The 18,799-nt window shown below is 42.3% G+C and carries 18 protein-coding genes; 1 reads left to right on the top strand and 17 read right to left on the bottom strand.

Annotated elements, in window-relative coordinates; translation table 11 throughout:
- Window positions 1-138 precede the first annotated feature (138 nt).
- The 15 genes from NQ503_RS04710 to NQ503_RS04640 form a co-directional block, all read right to left on the bottom strand.
- Complete coding sequence (locus tag NQ503_RS04710) at window positions 139-888, bottom strand: SpoIIIAH-like family protein (RefSeq protein WP_070102238.1); 750 nt, start codon at window positions 886-888, stop codon at window positions 139-141.
- 11 nt (window positions 889-899) lie between these two features.
- A complete protein-coding gene (locus tag NQ503_RS04705; protein ID WP_022389260.1) occupies window positions 900-1,154 on the bottom strand; it encodes a stage III sporulation protein AG in 255 nt (84 codons plus the stop codon).
- Between the two features lie 40 nt (window positions 1,155-1,194).
- Window positions 1,195-1,770, bottom strand: coding sequence for a stage III sporulation protein AF (locus NQ503_RS04700; RefSeq protein ID WP_005426967.1), 576 nt, complete (start codon window positions 1,768-1,770; stop codon window positions 1,195-1,197).
- Window positions 1,767-3,044 carry a stage III sporulation protein AE gene (locus NQ503_RS04695; RefSeq protein WP_005426969.1) on the bottom strand — a complete coding sequence of 426 codons (1,278 nt, stop codon included), beginning with the start codon at window positions 3,042-3,044 and terminating at the stop codon, window positions 1,767-1,769. Before NQ503_RS04695 ends, NQ503_RS04700 begins: the two co-directional genes overlap by 4 nt.
- Window positions 3,041-3,427 carry a SpoIIIAC/SpoIIIAD family protein gene (locus tag NQ503_RS04690; RefSeq protein ID WP_022389258.1) on the bottom strand — a complete coding sequence of 129 codons (387 nt, stop codon included), beginning with the start codon at window positions 3,425-3,427 and terminating at the stop codon, window positions 3,041-3,043. The genes NQ503_RS04695 and NQ503_RS04690 overlap by 4 nt, the downstream gene beginning before the upstream one ends.
- Window positions 3,428-3,441: 14 nt before the next feature.
- Window positions 3,442-3,636 carry a stage III sporulation protein AC gene (spoIIIAC, locus tag NQ503_RS04685; RefSeq protein ID WP_005426972.1) on the bottom strand — a complete coding sequence of 65 codons (195 nt, stop codon included), beginning with the start codon at window positions 3,634-3,636 and terminating at the stop codon, window positions 3,442-3,444.
- Between the two features lie 20 nt (window positions 3,637-3,656).
- Window positions 3,657-4,175: a stage III sporulation protein AB gene (locus NQ503_RS04680; protein ID WP_005426974.1), complete on the bottom strand. Its 519-nt coding sequence runs from the start codon at window positions 4,173-4,175 to the stop codon at window positions 3,657-3,659.
- On the bottom strand, window positions 4,169-5,089 hold the full coding sequence (gene spoIIIAA / locus NQ503_RS04675; RefSeq protein ID WP_044926047.1) for a stage III sporulation protein AA: 921 nt from the start codon (window positions 5,087-5,089) through the stop codon (window positions 4,169-4,171). Before spoIIIAA ends, NQ503_RS04680 begins: the two co-directional genes overlap by 7 nt.
- Before the next feature lie 141 nt (window positions 5,090-5,230).
- Entirely contained in the window at window positions 5,231-5,779 is a 549-nt protein-coding gene (locus tag NQ503_RS04670; protein ID WP_005426978.1) for a 4'-phosphopantetheinyl transferase family protein, read from the bottom strand.
- The gene (locus NQ503_RS04665) at window positions 5,776-7,608 is read right to left on the bottom strand and encodes an ATP-dependent helicase (RefSeq protein ID WP_005426979.1); all 1,833 of its coding nucleotides are present in this window, start codon (window positions 7,606-7,608) and stop codon (window positions 5,776-5,778) included. The genes NQ503_RS04670 and NQ503_RS04665 overlap by 4 nt, the downstream gene beginning before the upstream one ends.
- Before the next feature lie 9 nt (window positions 7,609-7,617).
- On the bottom strand, window positions 7,618-9,066 hold the full coding sequence (gene gltX, locus NQ503_RS04660; RefSeq protein WP_044926048.1) for a glutamate--tRNA ligase: 1,449 nt from the start codon (window positions 9,064-9,066) through the stop codon (window positions 7,618-7,620).
- Between the two features lie 80 nt (window positions 9,067-9,146).
- Window positions 9,147-9,380, bottom strand: coding sequence for an acyl carrier protein (gene acpP / locus NQ503_RS04655; RefSeq protein ID WP_005426982.1), 234 nt, complete (start codon window positions 9,378-9,380; stop codon window positions 9,147-9,149).
- Between the two features lie 94 nt (window positions 9,381-9,474).
- Window positions 9,475-10,653 carry an FtsW/RodA/SpoVE family cell cycle protein gene (locus tag NQ503_RS04650; protein ID WP_005426984.1) on the bottom strand — a complete coding sequence of 393 codons (1,179 nt, stop codon included), beginning with the start codon at window positions 10,651-10,653 and terminating at the stop codon, window positions 9,475-9,477.
- A 139-nt stretch (window positions 10,654-10,792) separates the two neighbouring features.
- A complete protein-coding gene (locus NQ503_RS04645; protein WP_005426988.1) occupies window positions 10,793-13,663 on the bottom strand; it encodes a YhgE/Pip domain-containing protein in 2,871 nt (956 codons plus the stop codon).
- A 60-nt stretch (window positions 13,664-13,723) separates the two neighbouring features.
- Window positions 13,724-15,793, bottom strand: coding sequence for an efflux RND transporter permease subunit (locus NQ503_RS04640; RefSeq protein WP_044925962.1), 2,070 nt, complete (start codon window positions 15,791-15,793; stop codon window positions 13,724-13,726).
- Between the two features lie 207 nt (window positions 15,794-16,000).
- On the opposite strand from NQ503_RS04640, the gene NQ503_RS04635 reads away from it, so the two are divergent.
- On the top strand, window positions 16,001-16,624 hold the full coding sequence (locus NQ503_RS04635; protein ID WP_005426992.1) for a TetR/AcrR family transcriptional regulator: 624 nt from the start codon (window positions 16,001-16,003) through the stop codon (window positions 16,622-16,624).
- Window positions 16,625-16,669: 45 nt separating this feature from the next.
- Here NQ503_RS04635 and NQ503_RS04630 read toward each other — a convergent pair whose 3' ends face one another.
- Together NQ503_RS04630 and NQ503_RS04625 are read right to left on the bottom strand one after the other, a co-directional pair.
- Entirely contained in the window at window positions 16,670-17,770 is a 1,101-nt protein-coding gene (locus tag NQ503_RS04630; RefSeq protein WP_005426994.1) for an ABC transporter ATP-binding protein, read from the bottom strand.
- Window positions 17,770-18,786 (bottom strand): FecCD family ABC transporter permease, encoded by a 1,017-nt coding sequence (locus NQ503_RS04625; RefSeq protein WP_044925963.1) that lies wholly within the window; start codon window positions 18,784-18,786, stop codon window positions 17,770-17,772. Before NQ503_RS04625 ends, NQ503_RS04630 begins: the two co-directional genes overlap by 1 nt.
- Between the last annotated feature and the right edge of the window lie 13 nt (window positions 18,787-18,799).

Raw genomic sequence — 18,799 nt, 5'->3', positions numbered from 1 at the left:
ATCCAATTTCTATACAACTTTTTATTCTAGTATATCAAATACCCTGATGTCAAGAAAAAAAGGGAAGAACTGCCCGGCTCAAAAGTCCGGACAGTTACCCTGCAGGATACGGTCTGCAAATAACCATACAGACGCATTTTAATCATAGATTCCTTCCGTAACAATATCTTCTCCTGAAGTTTCCTGCTCCCTGTATGTATCAGTCTGTTGCTCATCTGTCTTCTCTTCGCCATCACTTTCCGAGGTCGTATCTGTTGCCGCTTCATCATTGCCTTCATTTAATGGCGTGATCACAATATTTTCCGGTGTGATTCCTGTCTTTCTTTTTACAATATCTTCAATCTGTGCACGCTGTGCATCTTCCAGCTCAGCCTCCGGAACAACCACATCTGCAGTCTCACCCGTCAGATTGACAATTGCATTTTCAAATCCTTTCGCCTCCAGAAGCATTTCTGCGGCAGCTTCCTTTTCGGATATTTCAGTCATCTGCACCATCGTATTTACTGCTTCCTGTTTCTGCTCATCTCCAACCTCTGTATTGTTCAGGATCTCCTGCAGATCCGCTTTACTCTGAGAGCGAACCTGTTCTCTTGATAATTTTGCCTGTGCTGCAAAATCCGATGCTCCTGTAAGGACCGCTTCTCCCGGCGTACTGCTTCCATCTGGTACTTCCGCAGTCTCCGCAGCAGTCTCTGCATTTTCATCTGCTACCGCTGTTTCATCACTCAGATCATACTCTACCTGGTCCAGGATACTGCTATTGTCCGTGCTTGCCTCTTTATCACCAATTCCCAAATCTACATCTGCAAAGTTCAAATACCCGGCTACGGCGATCAGAATTGCAAGAGATGTGATGATCACCTGATTTTTTTTGAATATTTTTTTCACGTCTTAACTCCTCATTTCATTTTCATTATTCTAATTTTATGAGCATCTATCTGAAATAATGCCATTACTGCCTCCTGTATTTTCCGGACCGTCACAGAATTATCTGCTCCTTCTGCAACGATCAGCACTCCGGTAACTTCATTTCCCCCAGAACCATACAGCCCCTGTCCGCTCTCTGTCATCAGCATTACTTTCACATTTCCTACCCCTTCAACATTTTTCAAAAGATCTTCCAGTTTCATCTCAAGATCTGTCTTGGTTTCCATATTTTCACCTGTCGTCGTTGAATAATTCTGATTTTCTGTTTCAGTCTCTGTTTTCGATATGGGAAATGCGATTACCATCAGTAAAAGGCCCAGAAGCAGAATCACCAGCCAATGTTGTCTGTTCATCTTTCCCCATAAGAAGCTGACAGTTTTTCTCTTCGATTCCGAAGTCCCTGGCAAGTCCATCCCGAATTCCCCTTTCCTGCTCCTGTGTAATGTTTCCCGCTGTACTGATCACCGCCGTAATCTGATCTCCATTTATATGTACGACGATATCCTCTGTTTCTATTCCATTTTCCTTACATTTTTTCGAAATTTCTTTTTGCAGCTCCCTACTGTAATTCTCCTGCAGGTAAAGTGCCTGAAGATTTTCTGTATTTTTTTCTTCCAGTGCTGTCAGTTCTTCCTGATAATTTAATCGAAATTCCTGCAGCAGTTTTTCCCCATTTCCAAACAGGTTAAAAACAGGTGTGCTTAAAATATAGATCAGAAGGATTCCCATGAAAGAACGAATATAACGTTCATATTTTACATCCGGCACCAGATGGAGCACTGCCGAAAAGACAATATAGAAAAAAGCAATCGTTTTTACCCATCGATAAATTTCCTCTTTCATCCGCTTCCTCCAATCCCGGTCATCAAAATAACAAAATCAAGGATACATAAAATCTCTGCCGTAAAAAGAATACGCAGGAGCAGCGCACAGCCTTCTCCCATCGTTGCAAGTGAATCTACGATCCTTTTTTCCGAGACTGGCTGCGCTATTGCTGCCAGAAATCGATAGAGCAGGGACAAAATTCCATAATGGATCACCGGACCGGCCCCTGCTGCCACAAAAGCAAACAGTATAACAACTCCAAGGCAGTTTCTCACAAGTACCGCACTTGTCAGTACCAGCTCTGTAACCATATTCACTGCATTCCCCACTCCTGGCAGCGCACCTGCTGCCTTTCCCAGTGCACTTCTTTTTAAAGTATCCATTACCGGAGCAATAAGTCCTCTCACAACCTGCAGTCCCACTACCATACCAAGAAGTGTTTTCAATCCCCAACTCACTGCAGTGTCCAGAAGTTCCGCCATTTTTCCAAGCATTTCCTCTTTTGACAGATTGTTGATCAGCGAGATCAGCACATACAGGCATGCTCCCGGAAACAGAAGATTCAATATTACTTCCTGGATCAGCCAGGTAAGGATCAGAACCCCCTCATAAAAGACCGCTGCCGTCGAACTCCCTGCCGCTATCGATATAGTCAGGAAATATGCCGGGGCAAGTCCTCTCATAAACTCCGCCATCCATGTAATCGTCTGCTGCACGGACCTGGTAACAGATGAAAAAGAATCCATCAGCAGAATAAACAGCAACAAATAGACAATATAAAAACAGATATCTCCAATCTGTCCGCTCTCAAAAACATCTGCAAAATTCGCCAGTACAGCAGATAGTAAAATAAGAAGCAGTATTTTTATCAGAAGACTCTTTTCCTTTTCCAGACCGGAAAATAAAAAACTGTGCACCATCTCCTGCACAGTATCTTCAGATAATACCTTTTCTCCTTTTATCAGACCATCCAGCATGTCCTTCATGGAAAAGCTTTCTTCTCCGAGCATCTGGTCCAGCATCCTTTGCACCCGTGAAAGATCAAGTTCTTCAAGGATATCCGATACCGTGCTGGCTTCCGTCTGCGTTATCTTTTCTTTCTCTGTCCCTCCTGAATTATTTTCAGTCTCTGTATTCTCTGACTGCCTTTCAGCTGCCTGACAGATAATACTTCCCGATATCAGATTCGAAATTTTCAGATCCGCCAGATTCATCAGTAATACGAGCATTCCTATCATAACTGGTGCATATTTTTTTCCACGCCATCTTCTGCTCTGTTTTCGGCGCTTCATCCCAGAAACTCCTGAATCGTTTCCAGCAATGCCATCAATACGGGAATACTCAGAACCATGACAGATAATTTACAAAAAAGTTCAATCTGTGACGCGGTTGCCTGATATCCTGCATCTTTACAGATCCCGGCAGAAAACTGCCCAATATATGTAATTCCTATCATTTTAATCAGCGTAAGAAAATACTCCGGATCCACCGACAGACTCTGCTGTATTTTTCCGATCATCCGGAAAAGATAATCCAGTTTATCCACAGCCAGTCCCAGAATTATGATACCTATCCCCATCGTTATGAACGAAACATATTCCGTTCTTGTTCCTTTCAAAAAAAAGCCAAGCACTACACCGCAGATTCCCAGCAGAGATATTCTGATAATATCCACGTTTTCTGCTCCTTTCAGATTACAAATAACTTCTGGATGTTCTGAAACAATTCATAAATATACGGAACGATCCAAAACAGAACGATCAACAAACCCGCAAGGCTTACCATAAAAGCCTGCTCATCTCTGCCACTGTGTTTCAATACCTGAGAAAGAATGGAAACAAGTATCCCAACTGCCGCAATCTTAAATATGATCGTAACTTCCATTCTCTCTCCTTTCTCCGGAATTACCAGAATAATATTGCAAGCAGGATGCCACCCATAGCACCAAGACTTCGATATATTTTTTTCTTTTCCTCTTTATCTTTCCGCAGATTTTGCAAAAGATAAAGAAAATCTGTTTCATATAGTTCCAGCTGCCGAATCTGCATTTCCCGGTCCAGATAGCCAAGTTTCTCTCCCAGCAAACTTATTTTTCTCCGTTCATCCTCATCGAGTTTTAAATCTGTAAGGTAATTTTCTGTACAATTTTGAAAAATTATGCTGAGTTTCTCTTCTGTGTTAGCTTCTATGCATGCAGCCACCCTTTCTAAAAACTCCTCGTACCTTCCCCGACATCGACATGCCGTATCGCGAAGCGCATCCGAAAGCGAGCTATTTCCGCACCGTATCTCTCCTTTCAGGCATAAAATAACCTGTAAAAACTCTTCAAGATTTTTCTCATGTAGCATAAGTTCTCTGCTTTTTAAGTATCCCAGTCCTGCGGACGCGAAGATAATAAGGACAGCTCCCACCAGTTTCAGCATGGTTTTCCCTTCCCATCATATATTGCTTCTATACTTCCTGCATGTCCTTTTTTTCCAAGAACAATATATCGTTCAAAGACTTCCAGTTCTCTCAGTTTCTGAAAAAAGGGCTGTCTTAAAATATCTTCCAGTGAATTTCCGTGAGCTGTCGCAAACAATTTACACCCACAATGGACCACGGACTCTACCGCTTTAAAATCTTCTTTCTTCCCAAGTTCATCTACAGCCACAACATCCGGTGACATCGAACGCAGCAACATCTGCATTCCTTTTGCCTTTGGGCAGGCATCCAGCACATCTGTCCGCATCCCCAGATCATTCTGTGGTATTCCCTGATAGCATCCGGCAAGTTCACTTCTCTCGTCCACCACTCCTACTGTCTTTCCCTGGATTCTATCTGTCCCATTGCTGATCTGCCGTATCATATCTCTGAGAAGGGTGGTTTTTCCACATCTTGGCGGTGCAATGATCAGTGTATGATATACCTGCTCTCCATTTCGGATATACGGCAACACTTCATCTGCGCACCCCTGTACCTGATGTGCAAGCCGCACGTTGATGCAGGAAATATACTTCATCCCCCGGATATGTTCCCCATCCAGAATGACTTTTCCGGTAATTCCTACCCGATGCCCTCCCTGTACACTCAGATAGCCCTGACATATTTCATCTTCATAAGCATAAAGAGAATATCCACTGATATACTCCAGTGTTTCTTTCAGATCCTGTCTCGTTACCCGATAAGGCATTCCATTTCCGGTTCGGAGAAATTTTTCTCCGTCTCCATAACACAGAAATACCGGTCGGCCTGTCCGAAGTCTGATTTCATAAAGTTTTTCGTAATCTATCACACATTCTTCCAGAAGTTTCCGGATATTTCCGGCAAAAAGACTCTGAATCTGTCCCGCCCTGATCGTCCTCACCTCTTTTACTACTGCGAACGACTGTATCTCTTTTACACTAATATATGTCCAATGTCCGGATTTAGTACAAAAAGAATCCCGCAGCTTTCGCCACGGGATTCTGTATCACTCCAATATTTTAGCCACAATATTTCATGGCAGCTGTACTTCCGCATGCTCCCATCGCAGTTCCAATGGTTTACGCGACCACACAGCGCCACTATAGTCTTCTCCGAGTTCCAGCATCAGGTAAATTCCATCATCCATGGAAATCGTTCGAAGATCTCGGGACAGGCCTTCTCCCGTCCATTTAATATAGGCTTCCCTTAATACCCACTGCGTAAAAAAGGCTTTTTCCGGTTCATCACTGTCCAGTATTTCTCGAATCATATCCGCCGGAACCATTCTCTCCAGCATCCGTTCATAATTTACCTTTTTATGCACCTGCACATCTATTCCAATTTCCTGGTCTGCGATGATACACATTACATATTTTCCGGAATGTGTAATATTATAATGTATCTTCGGCTGCAGGGTAAGGAATGGTTTGCCATGTTCACCGGTAGCCCTCGGTTCAAATGCCAGCTTCAGTCCATACTCTTTGTAGAGTCCCGTCGCAAGCAGTTTCTCCCCTATCATGTGCTCCATATTTTTGTGTTCGTACTGCTGTGGAACTTCTGTAAAATAAATAACCGCCTTCATACTCCAGCCTCCTTTAAGAATCGGGACGGTTCCCGTTTCTTCTCATACTGTTGTCTCACGTAACATAAAGCCAACTGTTTCCTGGCCCGTGTCATTCCGACATAAAACAGTCTGCGTTCTTCTTCAATGGCAGGTTCCAGTACCGCTTTTCGATAAGGCATACTACCTTCATTAACATTCAGGATATACACCTGTTCATACTCCAGACCTTTCACCCCATGAAGTGTAGAGATCAGAACGCCCTCCCGTTCCTGCTCAGCTTTTCGTGCCTGCTCTTCAAGCTTTTCTGTGTATTCTTCTATGTAGGATTCCCATTCTTCCAGACTGTTCATTCCTTTTGTACTTTCTGTCAACCGGTCCAGAATCTCACTCAGCTCTTCTGGTTTTATTTTACGATACTCTGCATATTCACGCAAGTATTCTTCATATCCCATTCCCTTTCGGATAAAATTAATTGCAGCATAAGGTGCCAGACTCTTCAGCACTCGCAAATGCGTTTCCAATGTTGTGATACGGTCACACATCCAGTCCTTATCTTTATAAAATTCTTTTAGTTCTTCAAAGGATACAACTGATGATAATGACAAGGCATCACGGGAAATATATCGATTGGGCCGATTCATAAATTCAAGGAAATACTTCCTGTTCTTTTCCCCTGCTGCAAAATGCATATAGGCAAGAAGATTCCGGCAGATCCAATGCTGAAAAAGATTCGGGAGTTTTTCCTTCATGTTAAACGGGACCTGTCGTTCCATCAATGCACCTACCAGTCCTTCTGCCTCCTGATTCGTTCGAAGAAGAATTGCCGTATCTTCCAGACGCTCTCCGTTTTCCATCCGTTCTCTGAGTTCCGAGACAACTGCAAGATATTCTTCTCTCGGATTTTGGAATTCCCGTATCTGAACCGCTTTACCTACCTGATTCGGTGTGGAAAGCTTTTTGGAAAAACGTTTTTTATTTTCTCCGATCACGTGCATCGCTGCTGAAAGGATCTGTCCACTGCATCGATAATTCACATCCAGTGTAACTGTTTCCGCATCCGGATAATCTCTGGTAAAATTCAGCATAATTTCAGGCCTTGCACCACGAAAATGATAAATCGACTGATCGTCATCTCCAACGATAAACAAATTATTCTGTGGCTTTGCCAGCATGCGTACAATATCATACTGCAATTGGTTGATATCCTGAAATTCATCCACAAGAATATACTGAAATTTCTTCTGCCATGCTTCCAGAATATCTTTTCGCTGCACAAAAAGCTCATAACAATACAGGATCATATCATCAAAATCCAGTTTACGTCTGCTCTGACAGGCTTCACGGTATCCCTGGTAAATCTGTCGGAACACTTCATCCGGACAGCATGAAGAATAGTAATGTTCCAGTGCAATTTTGTTTCCTTTCACCACACTGATCTCCCTGGCAATCTCTTCCGGAAAATCTCCTTCTTCTGCCAGATCACCACCATAATTCAACGTCAGTTCTCTCAAAATGCCGAATTTTTCTTCATCAGACAGAATATTAGCCGCAGTAAATCCATATGCCTGTTTCAATATTCCATAAAACACGCCATGAAATGTACCAAAAGTAACCGGAGTATACTGCTGTCCGGTAAAACTTAAAAAGCGCTCCTTCATTTCCTTTGCCGCCGCCCTGGAAAAAGTCACGACCAGAATATTAGAAGGTGAGATTCCGCCTTCATTTATCATATATGCAGTTCGTTCTACAATTACGGAAGTTTTCCCCGAACCGGGGCCTGCCAGAACCATCATTGGTCCTGACAGGTGGGCGATCGCCCTTTGTTGAGATGGATTTCTTTTTATCATTTATTACTCTCAGCTGAGTTTCTCAATTGCTGCCTTTACACGTTTCAGTGTTTCTTCTTTGCCGATGATTTCCATAATTTCTGTTGCTCCGGCCGGTGTCATCTGTTTACCGGATACTGCTGTACGAAGCGGCCACATTACATAACCGTTCTTATAACCTTTTTCTTTGACAAATGCACTTAAAGAAGCAAACAGTGGATCATTTGTATAATCTTCCTGTGCTTCCAGAACCGGAAGAACTTCTTTCAATACTGCAAGAGAAGTTTCTTCATTTGTCTTCATCTTCTTATGGCAGTACATTGCAGAATCATATTCCGGAACTTCTTCAAAGAAATCGATCAGTGCCGGGATATCCGGGAATGTCTCGATTCTGGTCTGTACCATTCCGGCAATTTTACGGAAATCATAATCTCTTTTGAGAACTTCCTTCATATATGGAAGGGCTTTTTCATAGAACTCTTCCGGATCCATTTTCTTAATATACTCGCCATTCATCCAGCGAAGCTTGGTAATATCGAATACGGCCGGTGATTTGCTGATATGATGATAATCAAAAGCTTCGACCAGTTCCGGAAGTGAGAAGATCTCACGATTGTCCTGCGGGCTCCATCCAAGAAGTGCGACAAAGTTAACGATTGCCTCTGTAACAAATCCCTGATCCAGAAGGTCTTCATATGAAGAATGTCCGGAACGTTTGGAAAGTTTCTGATGTTCTTCGTTTGTGATCAGCGGACAATGAACGTATACCGGAATCTCCCATCCGAATGCTTCGTAGATACGGTTGTATTTTGGTGCAGAAGAAAGATACTCATTTCCTCTGACAACATGAGTGATTCCCATAAGATGGTCATCAATTACGTTTGCAAAGTTGTATGTCGGATATCCATCAGATTTGATCAGGATAAGGTCTTCCATCTCTTCGTTGTTAACTGTGATATCTCCATAGATCACATCATGGAATGTCGTAGTTCCTTCTGTCGGCATATTAAAGCGGATAACGTGTGGTTCTCCTGCATCAAGACGTCTCTGTACTTCTTCTTTTGACAGACGCAGACATCTCTTATCGTAGATAGAGATTTCTTTTCCTGCAACTACACGTTTCATAGATTCCAGTTCTTCCGGTCCACAAAAGCAGTAATAAGCATCTCCCTGCTCGATCAGCTGCTGTGCATATTTCAGATAAAGTCCCGAAGCCTGTCTCTCACTCTGTACATATGGTCCATATCCCTTATCTTTGTCCGGACCTTCATCATGAATGAGTCCTGTTCCTGCCATCGTACGATAGATGATATCTACAGCACCTTCCACATAACGCTCCTGGTCAGTGTCTTCGATTCGAAGAATAAAATCTCCACCTTCGTGTTTTGCAATGAGATATGCATAAAGCGCTGTACGAAGATTACCTACATGCATTCTTCCTGTAGGGCTCGGTGCAAATCTTGTTCTGATCTTTGTCATTGTATCTTTCCTGCCTTTCAAAATATATAAACTCAGAAAAAACCCCTGAGACATCACTGCCTCAGGGAATGTTCTGCATACTAAGCTTCGATGCCTCTGCCTTTCAGATATTCGATCACATCTCCCACTGTTGCCAGTTCTGTCAGCTCTTCAGCAGGAATCTCTATATTGTATTCATCTTCCAGAGCCATTACCAGTTCAAAAAGATCAAGAGAATCTGCTCCAAGATCATCTTTAAAAGAAGTATCTGCTGTAATTTCGCTTTCTTCGCAGTTTAACTGTTCTGCAATCATTTTTCTCATTTCTTCTAACATTGCTATTTCTCCTTTATCAAGTAACAATTTTGCTCTACTTTGATGTGCAAAGTATATATTCTGAGAACCTATTTGTCAATAGATTTTGCTTATTTTAGAGAAGCCTTTCCGGCTCTTTAAATTTAATCTGTCTGGCCACACTCAATGCCAGTCCCATCTCTGCCATCAGGAACAGGATTGATGTACCTCCATAACTGATAAACGGCAAAGTAACACCTGTATTTGGCATCAGATTTACCACTACGGCAATATTAAAAATAACCTGCAGTGCAATATGAATAAAAATACCGCTCACTATCAATGAGCCAAACAGATCTGATGCATTCTGTGCAATAAAGAACAATCGGTACAAAAGGTAAGCAAACAGAAGAAGTACGATCATTCCGCCAAGAATTCCAAGTTCTTCACATACAATAGAAAAGATCATATCGTTCTGCGCTTCCGGCACACTTCCGAGCTTCTGGATACTGTTTCCAAGTCCTCTTCCCAGAAACCCTCCTGATCCAATCGCATACAATGCCTGTATCGTCTGATAGCCATCTCCTGATGCATAATCCTCCGGATGCAGCCATACAAGGATTCGTCTCAAACGGAAACTTGAACTGGTTTCCATCGTTGCACTTAAGAAGCTGATAGCAACAATAGCAACAACCAGAAGAATACCTGCTGCAATGAGGAATGGTCTTACTTTTGGATGTGCAATAAAGATAAGGCCAATCGTAATACCGAAAATAATGATCGCAGTACTCAGGTTATCTGTAAATACATATGTTATGAATGCAAGCGCACCGCCACTTCCTGCCAGCATCATAAAGCCTTTCAGTGTACCAATCTTTCTTCCCATATTTACGATCATATAAGAAAGACAGACGATCACTGCAATCTTCGCAAGCTCCGACGGCTGAAATGACAATGGTCCCAGATTCAGCCATCGACGCGCTCCATTTGCGCTTCGTCCAAGAGGTGTCTTGACCAGCAGCATCAGCACTGCTGCTACACCATAAATAACCCCTGTAAATCTCGTCAATATATGATAATCTATCTTTGAGATTGCAAGTGCGGCTATGATACATGCCAGACTGATCGCAGCCTGTTTTTTAAAATAATACATGTCATCGCCATGGTTCAGTTCTGCCATGTAAGAGCTGGTACTGTACAGCATAACCAGTCCAAAACAAGTCAAAAGAATGATAACCGCAAGAAGACTGTAATCATAATAATCGGTTTTCTTTTTTATTTTTGGTTTTCTTACAACTGCTTTTTTTCTACTCATAGCATACAGTATAGCAGACTCCTTTCCCGTCCGCAAGAAAAAAACAGGGAAACGGCATACAATCCATTTCCCTGTTATACTGTGGATCAACGACCATTCCCATTCCTGCAAACAATCGTTTATTTGTCACATTTTTATATTACTTATCACTGTCATTGTCGATAGCTGCGGTCTCGATCACGAACTTCACATTGCCGTCCATGTCATCTTCCTTACCACTGAAGGAACGATATGCATTGTCATCAGAGCAGATTGCATCCAGACGATCCAGGATATCCTGAAGGTCATCATCCACGATATCAGAGAGTTTTTTGATTCCATCATCATTAAACTCTTTTGTTCCGTCAGCAAGTTCCTTTGCTCCATCAGAAAGACTCTTAATTCCACTCTTAACCTGTGCACTTCCGCTGCTGAGTGTAGATGTTCCGCTCATAAGCTGCTGTGTACCGGATGCAAGCTGGCTGGCTCCACTGTTAAGCTTGCTGCTGTTTGCAGAAAGTGTACTTGCTCCACTGGTAAGCTGACTCGTGGCACTTGTTACTTTGGAAGTTCCACTGTTGAGCTGTTTGCTGGCCTTTGTAAGCTTGCTTGCTCCACTGGTCAGTGTCTTTCCAGAACTTTCCAGTGCAGTTGCTCCGCTGGTAAGCTGGCTGTTGCTTCCCATCAGAGTCTTGGCTCCGTTTACAAGTGTCTGAGAAGCTTCTGATGCCTGTGAATAACCATCTGACAGATTCTTTGCACCGTCAGAAAGCTGTTTGGCTGCATCTGTCAGATCTTTCAACTGACTTCCATCTCCAAGCATTTCACTGAGTTCTGTCTGAATCTTTGTGATTCCTGCTTTGACTGCCTCAGCACCCTGTGTCAGGGACATAGTCTCTGCAGTCGTACCTTCGGTACTTGTTCCTTTAGCTGTCAGCTGATCTCCTGCTTCACTGAGCTTAGCCCCGTTATCTATCATTCCCTGCAGACCATTATCAAGTGTATCTGCAAGACTCTGTGCTGTTTTCAGAGCTGAGGTTGTATCCTGTGCCTCCAGTCCGGAAGCACCTGCCTCTATCTGGCTGAGTCCTTCCTGGAGCTGAGCAGCTGCCTCTCCAACAGCTGCAGTCTGTGCACTCTGTGCATTTACGGAATCTGCTGCTGCCTGTACCTGTGCTGCCTGATCAGACAATCCTGATACCTGACCTGCATGAGCCTGAAGACTTGCAACACCTCCCTGTGCAGTTGCCACACCACCGGAGATTGCTCCGATCGCACTCTGTACTGCACTGTTGACTGCTGCTGCAGTCGCCTCATCCATGGAAGATGTATCAATACTACTTAAAATATCAATTGCGGAACTTGCACTGTCCAGACCTGCTGAAATCGTACCTGCATCACCCTGCAGCGCATCTCCTGTTCCGGCTGCAGCACTGACCGCACTCGCTGCCGCAGATACCTGATCTCCTGCGGAAGCTGCACCAGTCTCTGTAAGAGAGGCTGCTGCTGCTTTTGCTGTTTCAAGGCCATCTGAAATCTGCTCTGCGCTCTGTGCTGTACTGCCACCATTCAAATTATCAATGATTTGCTTTAATCCGGCGGATGCTTCTTTTAACTGCACAGGTGCCTGTGTATATGCTTTTACATTTGCTGCATACTCAGCTGTACTGGATGCATATTTCTCTGCACTGTCTGCAAAATCAGAAACACTTGCAAGTGAAGTATTCAGTTCCGGAAGTTTTGCAGCTACAGCTGTTGCAAGTTTTGAAATACTGTCTGTAACTGTTGTAATTCCTGCTGTTTCTGTTCCGATACCTGTGAGCAGTTCTCCGATCGCAGATATATAATCCTGAATTCCCTGTCCGAGAGAAGAAGCGCCGGATACATATTTCTTCACACCATCTGTCAGTGTATTGCTTCCTTTTACATACTGCTGAACACCGGACGCCAGTGTGCTGACACCACTGTTGTATTCTTTCAGGGATTTTGAAAGAGTACCAACTCCGGCTGCATATTCATTTACACCGGATGCCAGTTTGTCTGCTCCGGCAGTATAAGAGGAAACACCACTCTTAAGAGTAGCTGCTCCGCTGTTCAGACTGCTTACTCCACTTACGAGGGTTCCGATACCGGAATCAAATTCCTGATATTTTTCATCAAGCGTAGATGCTCCATCAGAAAGTTCCTTGCTTCCATCTACCAGTTTGGCTGCTGCATCTGTCAGATCCTTCATAGAATCTTTCAGATCATCAATACCATCAATGTTATCTACATCCAGAGAATCCAGAAGATCGGTCAGTGCAAATGTAAATGTAGAACTCATATTAAAGTCTGTCACATCTGCTTCCATTGTAAAGTTTTCCGGAATATCCAGATCAATGTCTTCATCTATGCTCTTAAGATCAAAATTATCAGCAAGTCCCGGCATACCAACGCCTACTACAATATTTCTCTGTCCGTCTGAAAGAATCTTTCCATTATCTATCGTTACATTTGTAAAATTGTCTGTAGGAAGGATCATCGCTGTTACCATTACAAACGGCGCATACAGATCTGTTGTTTTGTTTCCAACTTTTGTTTTATTCTTCACATTATTTTTGTATGCTACTTCGATCTTCAGATGTCCGCTTTTACCCCCGAGATCATCCGGATTTACCTGAGTACCATTCAGATAATATTTAATTTCCATGGAAACTGGAAGATCCTTGGTTGTAGTTCCCTGATAATAAATATCTTTATCATCTGTATTCCAGGTCAGTTTATCTCCATCCTGAGAGAAAGTCTCATCGCCTTTGACATTCTTGATATCTTTCAGATCAGATACATCACTTAAGTCTCCTGCTGATGCAGAATTCTTCAGCCAGTCGGAAACTGTGATCTCCTGTGGTGTTCCGTCTGCTGCCGCATTTACATATACGGTTTCTTCTTTGGAAATATCTGTATTCGCTGCCAGTACCGGGCTAAAGCCCATTACCATAGTCATTCCTACTGCTACAGAAGCTGCTACCGCTTTTTTTCTGTTTCGGTTCATATTATACGACTCCTTTTCCAGCCATTGGCTTTTTTATATTTAATGGTTGTTGTGTGCTTATTATTTTTTATCCGGCAAAAAGCCTTTTGATGTATGAACGATGATCGGATCAAATACCATAAACATCGCAGGCAATACAAGAAGTACAACAACCGTACTGATCACTGCACCACGTGCAAGCAGTGTACAGATCGCACCGATCATATCTACCTTTGAGTACAGGGCTACACCAAATGTTGCCGCAAAGAAACTACATCCACTTACGATAATAGATTTCATTGAGAATTTATGTGCAATGGAAATAGATTCTTTTTTAGTTTTTCCAAGATGACGCTGTTTCTGATAGTTACTTGTCATCAGGATCGCATAGTCTACGGTTGCACCCAGCTGGATGGCACCGATTACGATACTTGCAACAAATGGAAGCGTTACCCCCTGGTAATACGGGATTGCCATATTAACAAAAATTGCAAATTCGATAACAAACAGCAGAATAAATGGTAACGAGATTGATTTGAATACAAACAGGATGATCAGGAATATTGCTGCCATAGAGAGGATATTTACTCTCTGGAGGTCAACATTTGTTGTATCCTGAAGGTCTTTCATCAGAGGTGCTTCACCGATCACCATTGATTCAGGACTGTATTTCTTAACAATCTTCTGAATCGCATCAAGCTGTGCGTTGCATTCATCCGTTGCTGAAGAATACTCTGAGCAGATAAACTGTACTTCATAGTTGTCGGACTGAAGCATTTTTTTAATATTGGAAAGAATCATAGATTCCGGGAATGTAGGTCCGATCAGGGAATTCATTCCAAGTGACCATTTCACCCCGTCAACTTTGTCAATCTGATCCAGCATCTGTGTTTTTTCTTTACTGTCCAGTCCATTTTTCAAAAGTATCATATGAACCGTACTCATATCGAAGTCTTCTTTCAGTTTTTCATTGGATACATTACTGTCCAGTGTAGCCGGAAGTGACTTATCAATATTATAGTAAATCTGAGTATGATTGTTTCCGTAAACAGCCGGATACAGCATTACCAGGAAAACAAGAAGCCATACTTTGTAATGCTTTGTGATAAAACCAGAAGCCTTATCCAGGCTTTTGACCAGTGGTTTATGTTTTGTTTTTTCAATCACTCCGTCAAATACAAGGATCATTGCCGGCAGTGTGGTAATACAGCAGATAACACCGATGACAACACCTTTTGCCATAACAATACCCATATCACGTCCAAGTGCAAACGTCATAACACACAGAGCAAGGAATCCGGCAATCGTAGTAACCGAGCTTCCGGCTACAGATTTAAATGTATCTGCAATCGCATGTGCCATCGCACGGTCTTTGCTATCGTATTTTTTCTTATAATTTTCAAAGGAGTTCAGAAGGAAAATGGAATAGTCCATTGTTACACCTAGCTGAAGTACTGCTGTCAGAGATTTTGTTATATAACAAACTTCTCCAAAGAAAATATTAGTTCCAAGATTGTAAACAACTGCAAGGCCTACACTGAGAAGGAACAACACAGGAATTACCAGTGAATCCATTGCAAGAAGCAGAACCAGCAATGATAAGCAGGCTGCGATCACAACATAGATCGGCATCTCTTCAAGTGCCAGGTTCTTGATATCTGTTACAACACCGGACATACCACTGATAAAGCACTGTTCGTTTGCGATCTTACGCATGTCGCTGACTGCTTCCATCGCTGCATCAGATGATGTTGTATTATCAAACAGTGCAATCATCATGGTAGCATCACCATTAAAGAATCCATCCTTAAACTTTTCCGGAATCATGCTTACCGGAATACTTAAATCAGCCACACTGTCATACCACAGAACATCTTTTACATGCTCCACATTCTGGAATTTTTCTTTTAATGCTGCGACATCTTTCAATTCCATATCTTCCACGACTACCATGGAGAATGCACCCATTCCAAATTCATCCACCATGATATCCTGGCCTTCAACTGTTTCCAGTGATTCCGGCAGATAACTCAGGATATCGTAATTTACTCTCGTCGCTGCCATTCCCAGGAATGACGGGATAAGCAGTAACATACTGATGATTACAATGATCACTTTATGCTTTGCTATCCACTTTCCAAACTTAATCATCATGTCCTCCTTATTGAATATATTTTTCATTAATGACTATCAGTCACTTTTTATTCATCTAGAGTTATATACCCAAACTGACCATTAGTCAATATACGTTTTTGCCAATGTGTCCAAAAATCAACAACTTCTTTTTGTGATATTGACTTTTGGTCATTTCTGTTTATAATAAATGGCGAAACCATCAAATACAGGGAGGTTTTCTTAATGGGTAAATTAGAATCAAATAAAAAGAAAAAAGAAGACGCACTGTATAACACTGCTTTCGAACTGTTTACAACAAAAGGAACCAATAAAACTACGATCTCTGATATTGTTGAGAAAGCCGGAGTTGCCAAGGGAACTTTTTATCTGTATTTCAAAGATAAATATGATATCCGAAACAAACTGGCCTCTTCCAAAACGCAGGATTTATTTTTCGCTGCATATCTGGCTGTTCGTCAGAATCAGATCACAGGTTTTCCTGCTCAGCTCCATTTTATGATCGATCATATCCTAAATGCACTCAAAAATGATTCTCAGCTTCTGATCTTTGTTTCGAAAAACCTCTCCTGGAATGTATTTCAGGCTGCATTGGAACAAAAAATGCCTGACAGAGATGTCAGATTTTATGATAAATATCTCCAACTGATCGAGGAAGGTCATCAGGCTTATGAACATCCTGATCTGCTGCTCTTCTCAGTGATCGAGCTTGCAAGTTCAACCTGCTACAACTGTATTCTGTATCAGCAGCCAGTTCCACTTGAAGAATACATGCCTTATCTGCACAAATCCATTGATGGGATACTTTCCAGTTATCAGAAAGATTCTTCTGATACTTCCGCAGACTAAAACAGAGCTGTACCTTATTGGTCAGCTCTGTCTTATATTTCATATCTATTCTGTTTTTAATTTTCCATCTCTTTTGGCTTTTTCCACAAGTCTCCGATTAGCCGCATTCATTGTACCAAACTTATCCACACAGCAAATGACTTCTGCACAATCATCCATCATTTTCTCTGCTTTTTCCAGATGTTCTTCTGTAACAGCCTCGAATGGTTCTTCGCTGATCACCTCTGCTGCCAGTGCTTTTGCAACATCATAGTCCAGATCATTACTGTGGATCACACCTGCAATAAATGGAATACCCGCTCTCTGCAATTTTCGATATACCGGAATTCCTTTGCCATTTCCACCAATGACAAATACCTGTGGTTTACCTGCCGGAGCGCCCATTTCCAGACATCCAAAAGAAGCATTATAGCTTCCTGTTGTAATTCCATAAAGATGATGGATATATTCGGATGTAAAAATCTCCTCCGGTGTACCATATTTTTCGATCCGGTCACCATGGACACAGATCACATAATCTGATATTTTCTGAGCCAGATCAAGTTCATGAAGCGACATCAACACAGCTGTGTGATGTTCCAGAACCATCTTCTTTAATATAGAAAGAAGTTCCAGTTTATGACGAATATCCAAAAAGGAAGTCGGCTCATCTAGAACAATCACTTCTGGTTCCTGGCAGATTGCTCTGGCCAGCAGAATCCTCTGTCGCTGTCCATCACTGATCTCGGTAAAATCTCTGTCCTTAAAATCCAGTGCATGGACCATTTCCATTGCCTTATGTACCTTTTCCCAGTCACCCTCCGATAAGATTCCCAGCGTACCTGTATACGGATATCGTCCTGTTGCAACAATATCCTCACATGTCATAAGCTCTGGTCTTATTCTCTCCGTCGTTACAACGGCCAGCTTCTGTGCGACTTCCTTGCCTGACATCTGACTCATCAGTTTCTGATCCAGATACACAGTTCCTCCCACCAGCTTTAGCTGTCTGGTAAGACTCTTCAATATTGTTGATTTTCCTGCACCGTTCGGTCCAATCAGAGTAAGGATTTCTCCCCGGTTCAATCGAATTTCAATATCACGGATCAGTGGCTTTCCATCGTATCCTACTGTCATCTGTTCAGAATGAACAAAATATTCTCCCATCAGGCCATCCTCTTTCTTCGAATCATAATATAGATCACAACCGGAGCTCCAAATACTGCAGTAACAGAACTGATACTGAGTTCTGTCGGTGCAAAAGCAGTTCTTGCGATCAGGTCACAGAAGAGACAGAATACAGCGCCTCCAAGAAAACATCCCGGAATAACCAGAAGCGGTTTGGATGTTTTCATAAGACTTTTTATAAGATGTGGTACTGCAATTCCAACAAAGGAGATCGGACCGGCAAAAGCGGTCACACAGGCTGACAGAATACTGGAAAGCAGGATCAGTGCAATACGAAATGCTTTGATATTTACTCCCATATTCTGTGCATAGCCTTCGCCAAGCTGATATGCACTGATCGGCTTAGACATTAAAAATGTAAGAAAAAGTGCTGCAAACACCACAACTGCCATCACTGAAACATTATCCCAGCTGGTTCCGGAAAAACTTCCCAGTGACCAGTTATGAAGATTTACAATATTGGAATCATCTGCAAAAGTAACCACAAAATCTGTTATCGCAGAACAGATATATCCAATCATAATACCACTTACAACAAGCATGGACATCTGCTTTACCTTTCGTGAGATCAAAAGCACAAATCCCATGGATATCAGAGATCCGGTAAACGCAGCCAGAATCATCAGACCTGAAGTAGCTACCATGGATTTTCCCAGCAGATAGATCATTGTCAATGCCACGATCAGTTTTGCACCTGATGAAATACCAAGTACAAAAGGACCTGCGATCGGATTTCCAAAAAATGTCTGCAGAAGAAACCCTGATACTGAAAGCGCTCCTCCAAGAATCACTGCCGCCAGTATTCGTGGCAGTCTTATCTCCCAGACAATATTATAAGCAGTCTCATCTCCGTTTTTGTGGAACAGTATCTGAAATATATCCTTCAGTGAAATAGAAATACTTCCTGAATTGATATTCCAGAATATAAAGACCAGCAGAAGCACTATCAGTATTATAAAAGACAGCCAGTATCTGAAATGTAATTTCTTCCGCATGTTACTTCCTCTC

Origin of the sequence: Blautia obeum ATCC 29174, from assembly GCF_025147765.1 — a bacterium.
GTDB classification, from domain to species: domain Bacteria; phylum Bacillota; class Clostridia; order Lachnospirales; family Lachnospiraceae; genus Blautia_A; species Blautia_A obeum.
The sequence above is the reverse complement of the archived record's forward strand: the minus strand, read 5'-3'. Positions and strand labels throughout refer to the sequence as shown.

What these genes read in the sequence shown, in the direction of transcription:
- NQ503_RS04705 (WP_022389260.1), bottom strand. Translation starts at nt 1,154, where the DNA reads ATGGAAACCAAGACAGATCTTGAGATGAAACTGGAAGATCTTTTGAAA.
- NQ503_RS04700 (WP_005426967.1), bottom strand. Translation starts at nt 1,770, where the DNA reads ATGAAAGAGGAAATTTATCGATGGGTAAAAACGATTGCTTTTTTCTAT.
- NQ503_RS04695 (WP_005426969.1), bottom strand. Translation starts at nt 3,044, where the DNA reads ATGAAGCGCCGAAAACAGAGCAGAAGATGGCGTGGAAAAAAATATGCA.
- spoIIIAC (WP_005426972.1), bottom strand. Translation starts at nt 3,636, where the DNA reads ATGGAAGTTACGATCATATTTAAGATTGCGGCAGTTGGGATACTTGTT.
- NQ503_RS04680 (WP_005426974.1), bottom strand. Translation starts at nt 4,175, where the DNA reads ATGCTGAAACTGGTGGGAGCTGTCCTTATTATCTTCGCGTCCGCAGGA.
- NQ503_RS04670 (WP_005426978.1), bottom strand. Translation starts at nt 5,779, where the DNA reads ATGAAGGCGGTTATTTATTTTACAGAAGTTCCACAGCAGTACGAACAC.
- NQ503_RS04665 (WP_005426979.1), bottom strand. Translation starts at nt 7,608, where the DNA reads ATGATAAAAAGAAATCCATCTCAACAAAGGGCGATCGCCCACCTGTCA.
- gltX (WP_044926048.1), bottom strand. Translation starts at nt 9,066, where the DNA reads ATGACAAAGATCAGAACAAGATTTGCACCGAGCCCTACAGGAAGAATG.
- acpP (WP_005426982.1), bottom strand. Translation starts at nt 9,380, where the DNA reads ATGTTAGAAGAAATGAGAAAAATGATTGCAGAACAGTTAAACTGCGAA.
- NQ503_RS04650 (WP_005426984.1), bottom strand. Translation starts at nt 10,653, where the DNA reads ATGAGTAGAAAAAAAGCAGTTGTAAGAAAACCAAAAATAAAAAAGAAA.
- NQ503_RS04645 (WP_005426988.1), bottom strand. Translation starts at nt 13,663, where the DNA reads ATGAACCGAAACAGAAAAAAAGCGGTAGCAGCTTCTGTAGCAGTAGGA.
- NQ503_RS04640 (WP_044925962.1), bottom strand. Translation starts at nt 15,793, where the DNA reads ATGATTAAGTTTGGAAAGTGGATAGCAAAGCATAAAGTGATCATTGTA.
- NQ503_RS04635 (WP_005426992.1), top strand. Translation starts at nt 16,001, where the DNA reads ATGGGTAAATTAGAATCAAATAAAAAGAAAAAAGAAGACGCACTGTAT.
- NQ503_RS04630 (WP_005426994.1), bottom strand. Translation starts at nt 17,770, where the DNA reads ATGGGAGAATATTTTGTTCATTCTGAACAGATGACAGTAGGATACGAT.
- NQ503_RS04625 (WP_044925963.1), bottom strand. Translation starts at nt 18,786, where the DNA reads ATGCGGAAGAAATTACATTTCAGATACTGGCTGTCTTTTATAATACTG.